We start from the raw sequence: 16,548 nt of genomic DNA on the forward strand, positions 1-16,548 counted from the left end.
TTAGTCTCTTGCGCTTTGATTCGGTTTTGACACGAAAGAGAGAGGTTCAGATGCCGCATTCTCAAGCGCTAATAACGTCTTAAGATCCTCACGCCCTTGCGCCATGACGGTCGACAAGGCTTTTCTGTCATGGCGGATTTTGAGCGTGGTTTCCAGTTGTTCTACATCATGTTTTTCAAATTGCTGGATGATTCGATTTGCTGCTGTGGCTGTTTCACCAATGACCAATAGGGCTTGTCTGGCGGCCTCGAGTGAGGAGTAAAACGTCTCGCGGATGGGTTGCAAATCCAGCTCGCGCAAATCAAACGCATCCGTCCGGCTTCTGGCCCTGACCACAATGTTGACTTGTGGCCAACGCTCTTTGACCAGGCGGGCCATTTCTAGTGTGGCATGGGTGTCATTCAAAGCAATGACCAGCAATTTGGCCGAGCCAATGCCTGCTTCTTCAAGCACATCCAATCGTGACGCATCACCGTAGTAGCATCGCCAGCCAAACTGGCGGGTTAAATCAACCTGGTTGGGGTCGTTATCAATCAGGGTGGCGCTGATGCCTTTGGCTAACAGTACACGGCCAACAATCTGGCCAAAGCGACCAAACCCGGCAATGATGACGGTATTATTTTCAGGGATCACATCGCGTGGACGTTCTCCGCATTGCAGGGTTAAAAAGCGGTCATACAATAACAGCAGCAGCGGGGTGATGAGCATAGACACGGCGACGATGGCGTTGAGGGTGTTATAGCTGTTGCGAGACAAGGATTCCTGGCTTAAGGCCAAGCCAAAAATCACAAACGCAAACTCGCCAATTTGTGAAATAGACAGGCCCAATAACAGTTTGTCGCGTAACGAGTACTTGAAAACATGGCCCAGGCCCATCAATACGACCATTTTGATCGCCACAATGAGCAGGGCAAAGCCAAAAATCAATCCAGGCTGTTGCGTGACCAGTGAGATATCCACGGTCATGCCGACCGAAATGAAAAACAGCCCTAAGAGCAGACCTTTGACTGGTTCAATGTCCAGCCTGAGTTCATAACGGTACTCAGAGCCTGCGAGCAACACGCCCGCCAGAAAGGTACCGAGGGCCATCGACAAGCCGACCGATTGCATGGCCAGGGAGACCCCGATCACCAGTAACAATGAAAAAGCGACAAACATTTCGCGCAAGCCGGTTTGGGCAATCACGCGCATGACCGGGGGCAACAGCGTGCGGCTGGCAAAAATAATGGCAACAATCACGGCAATGGCCTTGCCTACCGCCATCACATCAAACCCGGTGCTTGCGTGATGCGGGGCAATCAAGGCCAGGATCATAAACAGCGGGATCACTGATAAATCCTGAAACAGCAGAGTGGCAAAGGCCGCTTGTCCGCCCGGCGTGTGTAACTGCTTTTTCTCAATCAGCGCTGTCAATCCAATGGCGGTCGATGACATCGCCACGCCCATGCCGATAATCAGCGCCTCCTGCCATGAAAAGTGCATTAAGTAGGCGATGCTGCCAACCACGGCGATGGTCAGTGTTACCTGCAAGCCACCCAGGCCAAACAAAAGCTTGCGCAACTCCCATACTTTTTGCGATTCCAGCTCCAGACCAATTAAAAACAACATCAATACCACGCCAAACTCGGCAAAGTGCAGCACTTGCTCAGGGTCGGCAATCAACTTCAAGGCATAAGGGCCCAGCAAAATCCCGGCGATCAAATAACCCAGCACTGAACCCAGGCCGAGCCGCTTGAACAATGGCACCAGAATAATGGCGAAAGACAGGTAAATGGCCGCTTGCACCAGAAAGTCAGAAGTGGAATGCATGATGCCCTTAAGAGAAATAAAGATTGAAATAACGGCTGCTAAAAATGCTTTGCCAGATAAATCTGACATAACTATCAGATTGCTACCAATATATTACTGACAAACGCTTGTTTAAAGTGTCTATCAGCCATTCATAAACGCCATTTTAAAGAATTAACCGCTATGCAGACGCCTAAAGAATTTGCTGATCAGATTTTTGATGTATTAAGTTTTTCGATTGACTTAGCCTGCCATGAAAAAGAATGGTTTAATGTCAGCCGCGATGCCCTCGCATTTGGCTTTAACCAAACCGATGTCTCCAGTGATTTTGCCTACGCCCAGCGCTTTGACCTGGAAGTCTCCCCCGACATTTTCATCAGCCTGCATTACCGCTCGTTTGACCCCTCCGGCCCTTTCCGCCGCCTGCCTGGTGTCAGCAAGTTTGAGCTCACCCTGTCTGTTCAAGACAAAATGCAGCGCTTTCATCAAAACAGCTTTGATGAACCGCTCACGGCTAACGACCCCTCGGCTTGGGATGAGCTCTCCTACGCATAACGCCGTTTAAGACGGCCTTTGCGTTTTAGAGAGTCATCCACTGCCGGATCAGCGGCGCATGTTGCGCCCAAGCTTTCTCGCTTACACACCAGTGTTGTACTTGCCCGCCCGCCAATAATAATTTTTTCGCATAGGCTGCTGCTTCATCCACAAGCGGATGGCCTTGTTCGCTAATGATGAGCGCATTAACCAGCCCCGCTAGTCGGCACGACTGGACAGGCGAAACATAAGGATGCCAAGCCAAACTGGGGCAGGGCGCATAGTCAGCCCATGCCGCCCGGCAGGGACTCTCGGTCAGGCTAGCGAGCGAAGGCGAGGTTTGCAAGGCATCCAGCATGGGGTTAATCAAGACTTGCCCTTGCAGTTGGGCAGGTGCACGCAGCCCGCGGTCTCTGTAAAGCAGGGCGGTGACGGCTGCCAGATTGCCGCCAGCGCGCTCGCCACCTACAAATAGCAGCTTCGCATTTGCCCCTAATACTTTTGCATGTTCACTGAGCCACCGCAAGGCCTGGTAGGCGACTTCTATACTGTGTGGAAACTGCACACCCGGCGCCAGCGGATAATCTACACATACCACGACACAGCCGTCTGAGAGGGCTTCAGCCAGTGCATGCGCGCTCTCAATTTGGCCCTGATTAAACAGGCCATCATGAAAATACAGCAGTGCTGGCCCTCGCTTATGGCGGTGGTGGCGGCCAAACACCTGCAGCTTGATACTGTGGCCGGTGACGGCATATTCAAAGGTAGTGGTCCACATGGTGTAGGGTTGATGCAAACGCTAATGCAGGCACTGCGCTGCGTGCCTGCATTTGGGCATCCACTAGCGCAAACCGCCCCCCACCAGCAATTGCTCACCCGTCAGCCAATAAGCATCTTCAGAGGCCAGAAACACTGCGACAGAGGCAATATCATTCGGTTGCCCACTGCGCCCCAGTGGCGTCTGTGCCACATAGGCAGACTCCATTTCTGAACCGATCACCCCGGCGGTATGCGTGCCTTCTGTTTCCACCAGGCCAGGGTTCAAGGCGTTGACGCGAATCTTGCGTGGTCCCAACTCTCTGGCCAGCACGCCGGTAATGGCATCCACTGCGCCCTTGGTGCCGGTATACACCGCACTCGCAGGGGGGGTTAAACGGCTCACTACCGAGCCAATATTGATAATGCTGCCGCCCTCAGGCAAGTGTTTGACCGCGGCTTGCGAGGTGAGCAACAGGCCCAGCACATTAATGTTGAATTGCTTGTGAAAATGGTCAGGCGTGATTTCTTCAAGGGTGGCAAATTCATATACCCCGGAGTTATTGACCAAAATATCCAGCTTACCAAAGTGAGTGATTGCTGCGTCTACCAGCGCGTGTGCATCAGCCACCTCACTCACATTGCCGCCCACCGCCACCGCCTTGCCACCCGCTTGTGTAATCTCGGCCACTACTTTGTCAGCCCCAGCCTTGCTCGATAAATAATTCACCACCACCGCTGCACCCTCACGGGCAAAGCGTTTGGCAATTTCTGCCCCTATGCCTTTAGAGGCCCCAGTGACTACAGCGACTTTTCCTTCCAGTTTCTTGCTCATCTTGATACTCCTCAATTAATAAAGTGGTTTAAAACTGGTGACCACTATAAATAAATAAAAAACCCAGATAAATCACCTAAAAATGCAATCACTGTGCTAATTTATTGCACAATCAAGTCAAACAAGGATGGATATGGACCGTTTTGACACCATGTTGGCCTTTACTAGGGTGGTCGAGCTCGAGAGCTTCACCAAAGCCGCCATGTCACTCAACCTGCCCAAAACCACGGTCTCGGCCCAGGTGCTGGCGCTGGAAAAACGCTTGCGCGTCAAACTGTTGCACCGGACTACCAGACGCATCAGCGTGACTACGGATGGCGCTGCCTATTACGAGCGCGCCATTCGGCTTTTAAACGAGCTCGAAGAAACCGAAGCCGCACTCACGCAGTCCACCGCCAGCGCAAAAGGCCGCTTGCGCGTAGACGTGCCCACGCCTTTAGGCCGGTTAGTGATTATTCCTGCCCTGGCCGAGTTTTTTAAACGCTATCCCGAGATCCAGCTGGAGATCGGCTGTGACGACAGGCCAATTGATTTACTGGAGGAGGGCGTCGATTGCGTGATCCGCGTCGGCAATCCTCAAGACGCCAGCCTGGTTGCCAGGCGCGTAGGCACCATGCAGTTTTTACTGGTCGCCGCCCCGCAATACCTCAACACTCATGGCAGGCCTATGTACCCTGAGGCGTTGCAACACCACCAGGGCGTGCACTTTTTTTCCTCCAAAACCGGAAAAATCCGCCCCTTTATGCTCACGCATGCAGGCACCCAGCAAGAAATCCCCGCCATGCGTAAACTCGCCATCAACAATGGTGACGCTATCGTCGCCGCTGCGCTGGCAGGGTTAGGTATCAGCCAGCTGCCCGCATTCATGGTGCAAGGGTATTTAACTGAGGGTAAATTAGAAAAGGTCTTGGCCGATTTTCCGGCCGGGAGTTTGCCGATTAACGCACTCTATCCACAAAATCGTCACCTCTCATCTAAAGTGCGGGCATTTATCGAGTGGGTGGCAGAGTTGTTTGAAGGGTGTCGCTTACTGCAAAAAACCAGCTAACTGAAATCGCCTTATGCATAGGAAGCAAAATGAGCCAACGCGAACAAAATTTTGAAGAAACCTTGTTTCAACGCATCCCCCAAACCAAAAACTTGGGGATACACATTGCCAGGATGGATGAACACCAACTCACCGCCCACGGCGATTTTTTGCCCAACAAAAACCACCTCGATATCGTGTTTGGTGGCAGCATCGCCGCTATTTCGATTACCACAGCTTGGTCACTGCTGCAGTCCAAAATTGAACAAGCCGGGCTTAAAGGCAGCCTGGTCATCAAGCGGCAAGAGATTGATTATCTATTGCCAGTGAAAACAGACTTTGAATGTGTAGCGAGTTTTCAATCAGCGGATGATTGGGACAGTTTTAAAAAGACTTATCAGGAAAAGGGCAGGGCGAAAATTATAGTCATGGCTCAAATGATCAGCGAAGCCAAAGTCACCTCAAGATTTCAGGGAGTGTTTGTTTTGTATCAATGATGCTTAATGCCCATGATGCACTTACGAGGATGATTAAATGGAAATACAGAACCTACCCGCGAAGAGATCAATGCCCTCATAGGTGCCACGCTACTAGAGTTTGGCGCCAGTTGGTGCAGCTACTGCAAGGCGGCGCAATCTACAATCAGCGCTGAACTCATCCAGTTCCCGCATATCCGCCACCTTAAAATTGAAGATGGTAAAGGCCGCAGGTTGGGGCGGTCGTTTCACGTGAAACTATGGCCGACGCTCATTTTTATGAAAGCGGGTGTGGAAGTGGCGCGTTTGGTCAGGGATATTGAACCTGCTGAATTAAAAGCTGCACTTTTAAGCATTAGCGATCGCTGATGCTTGTTTAACACAAATCATCCAGATGTTTTGGCTCGCAGATGCGGCCATTTTCCTGCAGTGCCTGCAGATTTTTTGCCATTTCGTAGTTCATTTTTCTGAGGCGGGTGACTGAGCCTAACGGCCGGTGCGAGGCCAGACCTTGCCAGGGAGAGAACAGCATGCCGTCATCGATTAGCCTTGAACGGTAAGGACTCCAGGCGATTTGTGGTTTGGCGGTGATGCGGGCGACCGGGATATAAGGGGAGTGCTCTTCTGGCCAGATGATGGTGGCGTCTTCGATGGGCATGGTTTGGAGATCGGTGCAGAGTTGTACGCGTAGCTCCCAAACGGCGGTGCGCTTGATAAAAAAATCGACGATGGATTTTCTGAGGCCGTCGGAGGCGAACAGGTCTATGGGTTTGTTGCTGAGGGCGATGAGGTCGGGGGCGATGGGGACAACCGCGATTTTAGCCATGTAGTCACCGTACATGATCGGGTCCTGGCTGATGTAGGTTTCACCGAGCAAGTTGGTTTCTTGCGACTGGTAGAGGTGGTTAAGCTGCGATTGCTGGCCATATTTGAGCGACTCGACCAAATGTGCGGTAGAACGGAACAATTGCGCGAGGAAATGCCGGAATTCTGTACTGGTGTTGGGCGAACACGCTAAGTGTTTGAGGTTGTTTAAAAACACCTGCACGCTGGAGGATAAAAAACTGGCGCCGTTTACAAATAAAAAATTTTGCGTGATGGCGTCTTCACTGCCTGGCAGGCGCTCGCCTTCTACACCTACCACCTTCAGCGCGAGGCTGCGGGGCGTACCGGGTTTGTCGTGCAGGATGTCACCAGGGACAGTGGAAAAGCGCATAATCAGCGGCAGGGTTTGCGGGCGTGCAAACAGGCCTTGTGCATAGGCAGGCGGCAGTTGGTCATAGATTTGCATTTCGGCTGTGAGCAGGCCGTGGCTTTTCAGGTGCACACTGCGTGCAGCATGGGTGGCGGCCTGGCTGCTGATTTCTGAGAGCTTGTGCAGAGTTTGCTGCAGGTACTGCTGGCGGGTGCGTTCGGTGGAGGCTACCACCTCGTAATCGGGCTGGTAACTTAGGGGCGAGACTACAAATTGTTCTGTTTGCTGCATCACAACCCCCTTTTGCAATTGGGTTTATCGGATCAGTGCCAAGCACATTGATTTCTAGAGGGCGGGGTACCGCCCACTCTGGTATTACTCTTTGGTCTCACCAGCTTCTTTACGTTGCTTATTCACAATACGTGCAGCGACTTCTTCTTCGCGCCCAGGATAACGGTGATCCTTTTTAAATTCCTCTTCGAGTTTTTCATATTCACGTTCCCGTTTCGGGCTGGAACCTCTGGGCATGGCACACCTCCTTTTGCGTGAGTGCAAACGGCAGCCGTTATGGCTGCCGTGTTGTCTTGTTATCAAACTGAAGTCGAAAATTCATTCAACCTTCATTTTCAAACGCGACAATTGCAGATTACGCGGGTAACTGGCGGTAGGGCATCCGGTTCAGGCTTAAGCGACTGTAGGAAGCCCTTTATGCCACGTGTTGCCAGTCATAAACTTTTGAACGTATTTAGGCTAAAAAAATCCTTTAACCGGGATTCTTTACGCTTGCAAAGCCTTAAGGGTTGGCGGCAGACAAAGCATGGTAAGACGTCATCAAGTTGCGGTAATCTGGAATATGGTTGGCACAAAGGGCACCCAGGCCTTCAATATCGTGGCGCCAGTCGCGCTGAAGTTCACAGGCCACGCCAAACCAGGTCATCATGTGTACCCCGGCGGCTTGCATGCGTAGCCAGGCGGCATCGCGGGTGAGGGCGTTAAAAGTGCCTGAGGCGTCGGCGACCACAAATACTTCAAAACCGGCTTCAATGGCTGAGAGTGCGACAAAAGCGACACAAACCTCGGTGACGACGCCAGCAATAATGAGCTGCTTTTTACTTGTCGCCTTGATGGCCTGTACAAAGTCCGGGTTATCCCAGGCATTAATCTGGCCGGGGCGAGCGATGTAGGGCGCATCTGGGAACAGTGCCTTGAGCTCTGGCATAAGCGGGCCGTTGGGGCCGGTTTCAAAGCTGGTGGTTAGGATGGTGGGCAGGTTAAAAAATTTGGCGGCATCGGCCAATGCAAGCACATTGTTTTTAAAGCGGTCTGGCTCGATATCGCGTACCAGTGATAATAAGCCAGCTTGGTGGTCTACCAACAATACGGCAGCGTTGTCACGGTCCAGACGGGTGTATGGTGTATTTTTCATAATGTAATCCTCTCGAGATGTGGTTGGCTGGGTCACCGCCGTCTGTACTGCTGGTTGACGGCGGTGCCTGCTGTTTTAATGTGATCAAGATGCCTGGCCCTTAAGCGGTGGCAAAGCGGCCCTGGTTGTAGTCATTAATGGCCTGGTCGATTTCCTGCCAGCTATTCATGACAAAAGGACCATGCCCGATCACCGGCTCATTGAGCGGCTCACCATTGAGCAATAGCAACGTGGTGTCTTGCTGGGCCTGCAATACCAGTTCAGTCCCTTCACGCTGCATCACGGCCAGCTCACTTGGGCGGATGGTATGCACTTCACCGGTTTTCACTGCGCCATGCAATACAAAAATCGCCGTCGTGTGCCCCTCAGGCAAGGTGAAGGTGGTGCGTGTTCCGGCGTTGAGGCGTACATCCCACACGTTCATCGGCGTGAAGGTCTTGGCGGGACCTGGGTTGCCGTCATATTCACCGGCAATGACACGCACCTTGCCTGCCTCTTGCGGCAGAGTGACCTCTGGAATCTGTGCATGGGTAATGCCTTGATAGCCTGGTGCGGTCATTTTGTCCTTGGCTGGCAGGTTGACCCATAACTGGATCATTTCAAACGGACCGCCCGTGCGGGCATAGTCGTCGCCGTGATACTCCTCGTGAATAATGCCTGAGCCTGCAGTCATCCACTGGACTTCCCCCGGGCCGATGGTGCCGCCCGCGTTGGTGGAATCATGGTGCGAGACCTGGCCATCGTAGACGATGGTGACCGTCTCAAAGCCACGGTGCGGGTGTTGGCCGACGCCACGTCTGTGTGCTGTTGGCTCAAAGCTAGTGGGGCCTGCATAGTCCATCAGCAAAAAAGGTGAAATATCACTGGCGATATCGCGGTAAGAAAAAATGCTCTGTACCGGAAAACCGTCACCGACCCAGTGGTTGCCATTACTACGTTTAATAAATGCCAGTTTTTTCATGGTTTGCTCCTTGTTCAGGGGTGTGCGTGATTGCATGGATCACACTATAGACAGATGACAATCAGGTGACTAGATGGTTAAATGTGAAATTACTTTTCATTTAATTGAATAATCATGGACTTTAACGAAGCGGCGGTGTTTGTCAGGGTGGTGCAGGCCGGAAGCTTTAGCGCGGCCGCCCGTCAATTGGGATTACCGACGTCGACAGTGAGCACGCGGGTGGCAAGACTGGAGCGGCGGCTGGGTGTGACCTTGCTGCAACGCACCACGCGCCGTTTGCACCTGACCGAAGCAGGCAGCCTGTATTTTGAACATGCCTCGACCGGGTTGGGGTATTTAATGGAGGCAGAGGCCGCACTTGATGAGGCCAGGCAACAGCCGCAAGGGACATTGAAAATGACGGCCCCGGCGGATTTGGGTGATGCGCTGTTGGGACATTTGCTAGCTGAAACGCAGGCGCGGTATCCGGCATTGTCACTGGAGCTGTGGTTGACCGAGCGGTATGTCGATTTGGTCGCAGAAGGCGTGGACGTAGCGATCCGCATGGGGGAGTTACGCGACTCCAGCCTGATTGCCAAATCGCTGGGGACCATACAATGGGCGTTATTTGCCAGCCCGGCTTATTTGCAGCAGGCCGCGCCTATCAACTCTCCGGTCGAGCTGGCACAGCATCCCTGTGTGCAGTTTACGCCCATGGGGCGGCATCATTGGGAGTTGCAGCGGGGCACCAATGAGATCCGGGTGCCGTTGCCGGGTCAGGTGTTGGTCAATAATATCGGTGTTGTCAAAACCATGGCCGAGAGCGGGCAGGGGGTGGCTTTGTTGCCGACTTTTATTTGTCAGGCGGCGGTGCGGCAGGGCGGCTTGCAACGTCTGTTGCCAGAGTGGCGTGGTCAGGCCGACGCGGTGCACCTGGTCTACCCTAAGCAGCGCTTTATGCCACCCAAGCTACGCGCGTTTATTGACCTGGCTGTGACCGCCCTGAAGCCGCTGTTTGTGGCTTAGCCTGACACGCATACTAAAGGCTGCCTCCCGGATTCCTTTGATTTTCCTCACTTTCTTTGTATCGGCTCTGTCGATGTGCCCATTATCCTGGGCGACCGAATTCCCGCTTGCATTGCTGACATTTCTTAGTATTTTTTTGCCATTCTTCAGCTAAAAATCGTGGCTTGGCTGCTGTCATTTTGCGTTTTTTGGCGCATGATGCAAAGATAACCAATTAAAGTATCAGCCGCTTTTAACCGTTGTTAAGACGTTAACAATTATAGGCAGGGGGATGCGTGTGTTGAAAAACACCACGACAGAATCATCAGCGCTACACATTGAAATTGTGGATATGCTGTATGGCAATAACCGCAGGTCATTACTGGCTGCGTTTATTGTCATGGCTGCGTTGCTGCTCGTGCAACGGCATTTGATCGCCTCACCGATTCTGCTGATTTGGAGCGTACTTTTTCTGCTGGCCTATGGCGCACGTGCCTTTTTAACCTACCAATACGCCAAAGACCCGGTGCGTGAGGCACACACCCGGCAATGGTTGCAGTGGTTTCGCGCCACCTCTCTGTTTTGCGGCATCGCCTGGGGTCTTGCGGGGATTCTGCTGTTTCCTGAGAGCGATACCGAACATCAGGCCTTTTTAATCTTTGCGCTGGTGGGTGTCTGCGGGGCAGGCATCGTCATTTATTCGGTGGATACCACGACGAGTAATCTGTTCACGGGTGGGATTTTGTTGTTCATGATTCCACGCTTTGTGCTACATGGCACACAGTTGTCGCTGGCGCTGGCGGTGCTATTTATAGTCTATGTGATTTATGTGACGGTGGCCGGCCGCAGCCTCGCCAGCAGTTTGCGTGACAATATCATGCTGCGCATTGCCTCTAACCTGGACAATAAAAAAGTCCACCAATTGGCCTATTATGATTTTTTAACCGGGCTGCCTAACCGCCGTCTGTTAACGGATAGGCTCAACCAGTCATTTGCACGCTGTGCACGGCACAAAAGTTATGGCGCGGTCATCTGCCTGGACCTGAATAATTTCAAGGGCTTGAACGACAGCAAAGGCCATCAGGCTGGCGATGAATTGCTACAGCAGGTGGCGGCGCGCTTATCCTTGAGCTTGCGCAAACGCGATACGATTGCACGCATGGGCGGCGACGAATTTATTGCCGTGCTGGATGATCTCTCTAAGGATAAGGCAGAGGCGGTGGTTGCCGCGCATCGGGCGGCCGAGAATATGATGGCGGTATTTTCTGCACCGTTTGAGCTGCAAGACAGTTTGTACCGTACCTCGCCCAGTATCGGTATTTGCCTGTTTATGGGGGATCACTTCGACGAAGCCGAGGTGTTGCGTCGCTCAGATATTGCCATGTATCAGGCCAAAAAATCGGACAAGCTCAACAGTATCCAGATGTATGACGAGACGCTCCATCCCGCCATCGAGCAACGTGCGTCGCTTGAGAATGAGCTGGCATTTGCCTTGCAGGCCAATCAACTGTTGTTGTATTACCAGGTGCAGGTGAATGCGGCTCAGCAACCCATTGGTGCCGAAGTCTTGTTACGCTGGCAACACCCGACACTGGGCATGATTCCGCCCGACCAGTTTATCCCGATTGCAGAGGAGACGGGCGACATTGTGCCCATCGGGCATTGGGTGCTGGCTCAGGCCTGCCAGCAACTCAAGCATTGGGCAGATTCTGCACACACGGCTGGACTTAAACTATCCGTCAATGTCAGTGCCAAGCAGTTTAGTCAGCCCGACTTTGTGCGGCAGGTGACAGAGATTGTGCTGGCCAGTGGCTGTGATGCGCGCCACCTGTGCCTGGAGTTGACCGAGAGTCTGATCGTAAAAAACATTGATGAGGTGATTGGCAAGATCAAGGCGCTCAAAGCGCTGGGCATCACCTTCTCGCTGGATGATTTTGGCATAGGCCAGTCTTCATTGTCGGTATTAAGACGTTTGCCGCTGGATGAACTCAAGATCGACCGCAGTTTTATTAAAGATATTGCACATAACAACTACGATTCATTCATTGTGCAAACCATCATCAATATGGGCAAAAATCTGAGTCACTCTGTGATTGCCGAAGGCGTGGAGTTACAGCAGCAGATGACCCTGCTGCAGCATATGGGCTGCCAGCGTTTTCAGGGCTATTTGTTTAGCAAACCGGTGCCACTGGCCGAGTTTGAAGCCTGCTTGCAGGCGATTCTGACGCAGCCTGAGGCTTTGGCCAGATTGCAGACTCGCCTCTATTAAACCTTGATCCACTCTTCCGCCTGACTTAACCAGCGTTGCAAATGTGCGCTCACCGCAACAGGGTCTGTCTGTAGCAGTTTTTCGGCCACGGGCTTCGCCGCGTCCAGCAGGTGCTCGTCCCGTTCCAGGTCGGCAATTTTAAGCATGGGCACGCCGCTCTGACGCGTACCTAGCAGTTCGCCCGGGCCTCGAATATGCAAGTCGGCTTGCGCAATGGCAAAGCCATCATTGCTCTCATAAATCACTTTCAGCCGTTGGCGGCCAATTTGTGAGCATTGCTGTTTGCTATATAGCAGGATGCAGGTACTTTTTGCAGCGCCGCGTCCTACGCGTCCACGTAACTGGTGCAACTGGCTCAGGCCCATGCGTTCGGCGTGTTCAATCACCATTAAACTCGCATTCGGTACATCCACGCCGACCTCAATCACGGTGGTGGCCACCAGCAACTGAATCTCATTGCCCGCAAACGCCTGCATGACGGCCTGCTTCTCTACCGGTTTCATCCGGCCATGCACCAGCCCGACCTTGAGGGTAGGGAACACCTGCTGCATATAGGCAAACGTGTCATTGGCGGTTTGCAATTGCAAGGCCTCAGACTCTTCAATTAGCGGACACACCCAGTAAGCTTGATGTCCTTGCGTGCAGGCCTCATAGACGCGCTGCAAAATCTCTTCACGTCTGTCATCCGCCACCAGTTTGGTGACGATAGGGGTCCGGCCCGGCGGTAGTTCGTCTATCACCGACACATCGAGGTCGGCGTAGTAGCTCATGGACAAGGTGCGCGGAATCGGCGTGGCCGACATCATGAGCTGGTGCGGTTCCAGCGCAGAGGCTTGTCCGCTGGTCGCACCTTTTTTTCTAAGGGCCAACCGCTGGCCGACACCAAAGCGGTGCTGCTCATCCACAATTGCCAACCCCAGTTGCTTGAACTGCACTTCGTTCTGAAACAGCGCATGTGTACCTACGGCTAACATGGCTTCACCATTGGCAATCATTGACAGTGAATGCTCACGCTCCCTTTTCGGCTGGCTACCTGTCAGCCAGGCCAGCGTGATGCCCAAGGGCTGTAACCAGCTACTGAGTTTCTTGTAATGTTGTTCGGCCAGGATTTCCGTGGGCGCCATCATCGCCACTTGCCAGCCCTGTTCGATCAGTTGCAGCGCGGCCAGGCAAGCGACGATGGTTTTGCCACTGCCAACATCGCCTTGCAGCAAGCGCTGCATGGGGTAGGGTTGGCCCAGGTCCTGGCGGATTTCTTTCACTACTTTTTGCTGCGCTGCGGTGAGCTCAAACGGCAGCATGGCGAGCAGGCGGTCAGCCAGCGCATGGGTGTCTGCAATCGCGGGGGCTGTGGCGCGTTTGCGCCGGGCATAATGCTGGCGCATGGATAACTGTTGGGCCAGCAACTCGTCATAAGCCAGGCGTTGCCAGGCCGGATGGCTGCGGTCTTCCAGGCTGGAAAGCGGGCTGTCTGGCGAGGGTTGGTGCAGCAAGTGCACGCTGCTGGCAAAGTCTGGCAGGGCCAGGGAGGCATATACCCAGGCGGGCAGAGTTTCGGTTAACAATGCAGGCTGCAATACCAGATTGACCGCTTTGCGCAGACTATTCTGGCTCAAACCTGCGGTGGTGGGGTAGACGGGCGTCAGTGCCTGATTGACGGGCGTTTCTTCACTGACTTTGCGTTGGGTGGGGTGCACCATTTCATAGCCAAAAAAGCCGCCACGCACTTCACCAAACACGCGCAAGCGCTGGCCTGGTTGCATGAGGGCGATCTGGCTGGGATAAAAATGTAAAAAGCGCAAATGCAGGATGCCGGTGTCATCTTGCAGGCTGACATTGAGGGCTTTGCGCGGTTTGTAGCTGACCTCCTGATGTACCACCACACCTTCAACCTGCGTTTGTTCACCCAGACGCAAATCGCGGATAGCGGTAATGCGCGTTTCATCCAGATAACGCAAGGGCAAGTGCAGCAGTAAGGCTTCGGCCGAGGTAATCCCCAGTTTACCCAACTGGCTGCGCAGGGCAGGCGACAGACCTTTGATTTCGCTCAAGGGACGCATGCGGTCAAGTCAGGCTTACTGGATGCGCTGCTCCACCTGGTTGCCTTTGACGCGGTTGATACGCACGATCTGCTGGATCTTGCGCAGGTTGCGGATCAAGGTAGCCAGATGCACGCGGTTGTGGACCTGCAAGGTAAAGTTGACGTTGGAGTACTGGCTGCCGTCGCTGGTCTCCACACTCACATTGTCAATGTTGGCTTCTGCATTGGAAATGGTGGCCGCAATCTTGGCCAGCATGCCGCGCTCATCCACCACCGTGATACGCAAGTTGACGCTGAACAGTTTTTTCGGATCCGCATCCCATTCCACATCCAGCCATTTTTCCGGATCCAGCCGGAATTTGCGGATGGCGGGGCAATCATGCGTGTGAATGACCAGGCCTTTATCTTTATTGATAAAGCCCAGAATCGGGTCGCCAGGAATCGGGCGGCAGCAGGGCGCAAACTGAACGGCCATCCCCTCGGAGCCGCGGATGGTAATCGTATCGAGTACCTTGCCGGTTTTATCTTCGGTTTCGGCTGGATGTGCCAGCAACTGGTGCGCTACCATCAGGCTGTTACGTTTGCCGAGGCCGATATCGGTCAGAATGGCCTGGCGCGTTTTGCTGCCATAGTCATTCATGACTTTTTGCCATTGTTTGTCGCTAATGTCGCCAGGCTCGATATGCATGGCGCGTAACGCCACATTAAGCATACGCTCGCCCAGTTGTGCCGACTCTTCCACCTTGACCGTTTTCAGGTAATGGCGGATATGCGAGCGTGCCTTGCCGGTCACCACATAATTGAGCCAGGCCGGATTGGGTTTGGCCAGCGGGGCAGTAATGATTTCCACATGGTCGCCATTGCGCATTTCACTGCGTAGCGGTGCCAGCTCATTATTGATCTTGACCGCGACACAGCTATTGCCCACATCAGAGTGGACGGCATAGGCAAAATCCACCGCCGTCGAGCCACGTGGCAAGGCCATGATGTTGCCTTTGGGCGTAAACACATAGACCTCGTCCGGGAACAGGTCGACCTTGAAGTTCTCCAGAAATTCGTGGCTATCGTCGCTTTCGGTCTGGATTTCCACCAAGCGTTGCAGCCACTGGTGGGTTTGTTGTTGCAGCTTGGTCAGGTGGGCATCGGTGGTTTTATACAGCCAGTGCGCGGCCACCCCGGCATCGGCAATGTTGTGCATCTCCTGGCTGCGGATTTGTACCTCAATCGGCGTGCCAAACGGGCCAAACAGGGTGGTGTGCAACGATTGATAACCGTTGGCCTTGGGGATGGCAATATAGTCCTTGAAGCGGCCGGGAATAGGTTTGTAAAGCGCATGCAGCGCCCCTAACGCCAGATAGCAGGCGGCGTTGTCTTTGACGATGACGCGAAAACCGTAAATGTCGTTGATTTGCGACAATTTCATCGACTTTTCGCTCATCTTTTTGTAAATACTGAACAGATGCTTTTCGCGGCCCTGTACATCGTACTCAATGCCGTATTGCAATAGCTGGTTCTGGATGGCCTCCAGGATCTTGCTGATCACTTCTTTACGGTTACCGCGTGCCAGCCGGATGGCTTTGTCGATCACGTGGTAGCGGTTGGGGTATAAATACTTGAGGCTCAGGTCTTCCAGCTCATGGTAAATCGGGTTCAGGCCCAGCCGGTTGGCAATGGGCGCATAAATATCCAGCGTTTCACGGGCGATGCGCTTTTGCTTTTCTGGCCGCATGGCGTCCAGTGTTTGCATGTTATGCAGCCGGTCGGCCAGCTTGACCAGGATCACGCGGACATCCTGGCTCATGGCCAACAGCATTTTGCGGAAGTTTTCCGCTTGTGCCTGCATGGCAGTTTGCAACTCGACCTTATCCAGCTTGGTCAGGCCGTCTACCAGATCAGCCACCTGTTTGCCAAAGCGCTCGGCAATGGCGGCACTGTCGACTTCGGTATCCTCGACCACATCATGCAGCAATGCGGCCAGCAGGGTAGGCAGATCCAGGTGCAGTTTAGCCAGAATACAGGTCACCGCCACCGGGTGCGAGATATACGGTTCACCGGTTTTGCGGGTTTGTCCCGCATGCGCCTGGTCGGCATAGCGATACGCTTGCCAGACCAGTTGCACTTCTTCTTCGTTGAGATATTTGCGGATCAGCTGGGTAAGGGGGGAATCCTCACGGTCAGCGGGGAGCAAGTCCGCTTCGCTCAGCGGCGGTTTGGACTTGCGATGGGCATGGTCGCCTTGGGTGTGGGGCATGGCTG

15 protein-coding genes are annotated in these 16,548 nt (G+C 53.5%); 6 read left to right on the forward strand and 9 right to left on the reverse strand.

Going from position 1 to position 16,548, the window contains the following annotated elements; genetic code table 11:
- Positions 1-1,809, reverse strand: coding sequence for a monovalent cation:proton antiporter-2 (CPA2) family protein (locus tag ACT53C_RS03455; RefSeq protein WP_476144811.1), 1,809 nt, complete (start codon positions 1,807-1,809; stop codon positions 1-3).
- A gap of 162 nt (positions 1,810-1,971) precedes the next feature.
- On the opposite strand from ACT53C_RS03455, the gene ACT53C_RS03460 reads away from it, so the two are divergent.
- Positions 1,972-2,343, forward strand: a complete 372-nt coding sequence (locus ACT53C_RS03460) for a hypothetical protein (protein WP_194749653.1) — start codon at positions 1,972-1,974, stop codon at positions 2,341-2,343.
- 25 nt (positions 2,344-2,368) lie between these two features.
- Here the strand turns inward: ACT53C_RS03460 and ACT53C_RS03465 are convergent, their stop codons facing one another.
- Positions 2,369-3,100, reverse strand: a complete 732-nt coding sequence (locus tag ACT53C_RS03465) for an alpha/beta hydrolase fold domain-containing protein (protein ID WP_476144812.1) — start codon at positions 3,098-3,100, stop codon at positions 2,369-2,371.
- A gap of 63 nt (positions 3,101-3,163) precedes the next feature.
- Positions 3,164-3,913: a glucose 1-dehydrogenase gene (locus ACT53C_RS03470; RefSeq protein WP_379073931.1), complete on the reverse strand. Its 750-nt coding sequence runs from the start codon at positions 3,911-3,913 to the stop codon at positions 3,164-3,166.
- 133 nt (positions 3,914-4,046) lie between these two features.
- On the opposite strand from ACT53C_RS03470, the gene ACT53C_RS03475 reads away from it, so the two are divergent.
- The 3 genes from ACT53C_RS03475 (at position 4,047) to ACT53C_RS03485 (ending at position 5,785) form a co-directional block, all read left to right on the forward strand.
- Positions 4,047-4,961 (forward strand): LysR family transcriptional regulator, encoded by a 915-nt coding sequence (locus tag ACT53C_RS03475; protein WP_476144813.1) that lies wholly within the window; start codon positions 4,047-4,049, stop codon positions 4,959-4,961.
- Positions 4,962-4,990: 29 nt separating this feature from the next.
- The gene (locus ACT53C_RS03480) at positions 4,991-5,437 is read left to right on the forward strand and encodes a YiiD C-terminal domain-containing protein (protein ID WP_476144814.1); all 447 of its coding nucleotides are present in this window, start codon (positions 4,991-4,993) and stop codon (positions 5,435-5,437) included.
- A 66-nt stretch (positions 5,438-5,503) separates the two neighbouring features.
- Positions 5,504-5,785, forward strand: coding sequence for a thioredoxin family protein (locus ACT53C_RS03485; protein WP_476144936.1), 282 nt, complete (start codon positions 5,504-5,506; stop codon positions 5,783-5,785).
- Positions 5,786-5,792: 7 nt separating this feature from the next.
- Here the strand turns inward: ACT53C_RS03485 and ACT53C_RS03490 are convergent, their stop codons facing one another.
- The 4 genes from ACT53C_RS03490 to ACT53C_RS03505 form a co-directional block, all read right to left on the reverse strand.
- Positions 5,793-6,902, reverse strand: coding sequence for a catalase family protein (locus tag ACT53C_RS03490; protein ID WP_476144815.1), 1,110 nt, complete (start codon positions 6,900-6,902; stop codon positions 5,793-5,795).
- Positions 6,903-6,986: 84 nt separating this feature from the next.
- Positions 6,987-7,139: a hypothetical protein gene (locus ACT53C_RS03495; protein WP_476144816.1), complete on the reverse strand. Its 153-nt coding sequence runs from the start codon at positions 7,137-7,139 to the stop codon at positions 6,987-6,989.
- Between the two features lie 265 nt (positions 7,140-7,404).
- Positions 7,405-8,037, reverse strand: coding sequence for an isochorismate family cysteine hydrolase YcaC (ycaC, locus tag ACT53C_RS03500; protein ID WP_476144817.1), 633 nt, complete (start codon positions 8,035-8,037; stop codon positions 7,405-7,407).
- A 100-nt stretch (positions 8,038-8,137) separates the two neighbouring features.
- Complete coding sequence (locus tag ACT53C_RS03505; RefSeq protein ID WP_476144818.1) at positions 8,138-8,998, reverse strand: pirin family protein; 861 nt, start codon at positions 8,996-8,998, stop codon at positions 8,138-8,140.
- A gap of 114 nt (positions 8,999-9,112) precedes the next feature.
- Between ACT53C_RS03505 and ACT53C_RS03510 the strand changes: the two genes are divergently transcribed.
- Positions 9,113-10,003: a LysR family transcriptional regulator gene (locus ACT53C_RS03510; protein WP_476144819.1), complete on the forward strand. Its 891-nt coding sequence runs from the start codon at positions 9,113-9,115 to the stop codon at positions 10,001-10,003.
- 271 nt (positions 10,004-10,274) lie between these two features.
- Entirely contained in the window at positions 10,275-12,251 is a 1,977-nt protein-coding gene (locus tag ACT53C_RS03515; RefSeq protein ID WP_476144820.1) for a putative bifunctional diguanylate cyclase/phosphodiesterase, read from the forward strand.
- On the opposite strand, the gene recG is transcribed toward ACT53C_RS03515, so the two are convergent.
- Both recG and ACT53C_RS03525 read right to left on the reverse strand, forming a co-directional pair.
- Positions 12,248-14,311, reverse strand: coding sequence for an ATP-dependent DNA helicase RecG (recG, locus tag ACT53C_RS03520; RefSeq protein ID WP_476144821.1), 2,064 nt, complete (start codon positions 14,309-14,311; stop codon positions 12,248-12,250). The genes ACT53C_RS03515 and recG overlap by 4 nt on opposite strands.
- A 15-nt stretch (positions 14,312-14,326) precedes the next feature.
- A complete protein-coding gene (locus ACT53C_RS03525) occupies positions 14,327-16,543 on the reverse strand; it encodes a RelA/SpoT family protein (protein ID WP_194749636.1) in 2,217 nt (738 codons plus the stop codon).
- Positions 16,544-16,548 lie beyond the last annotated feature (5 nt).

This window comes from Methylophilus sp. DMC14 (assembly GCF_056314085.1).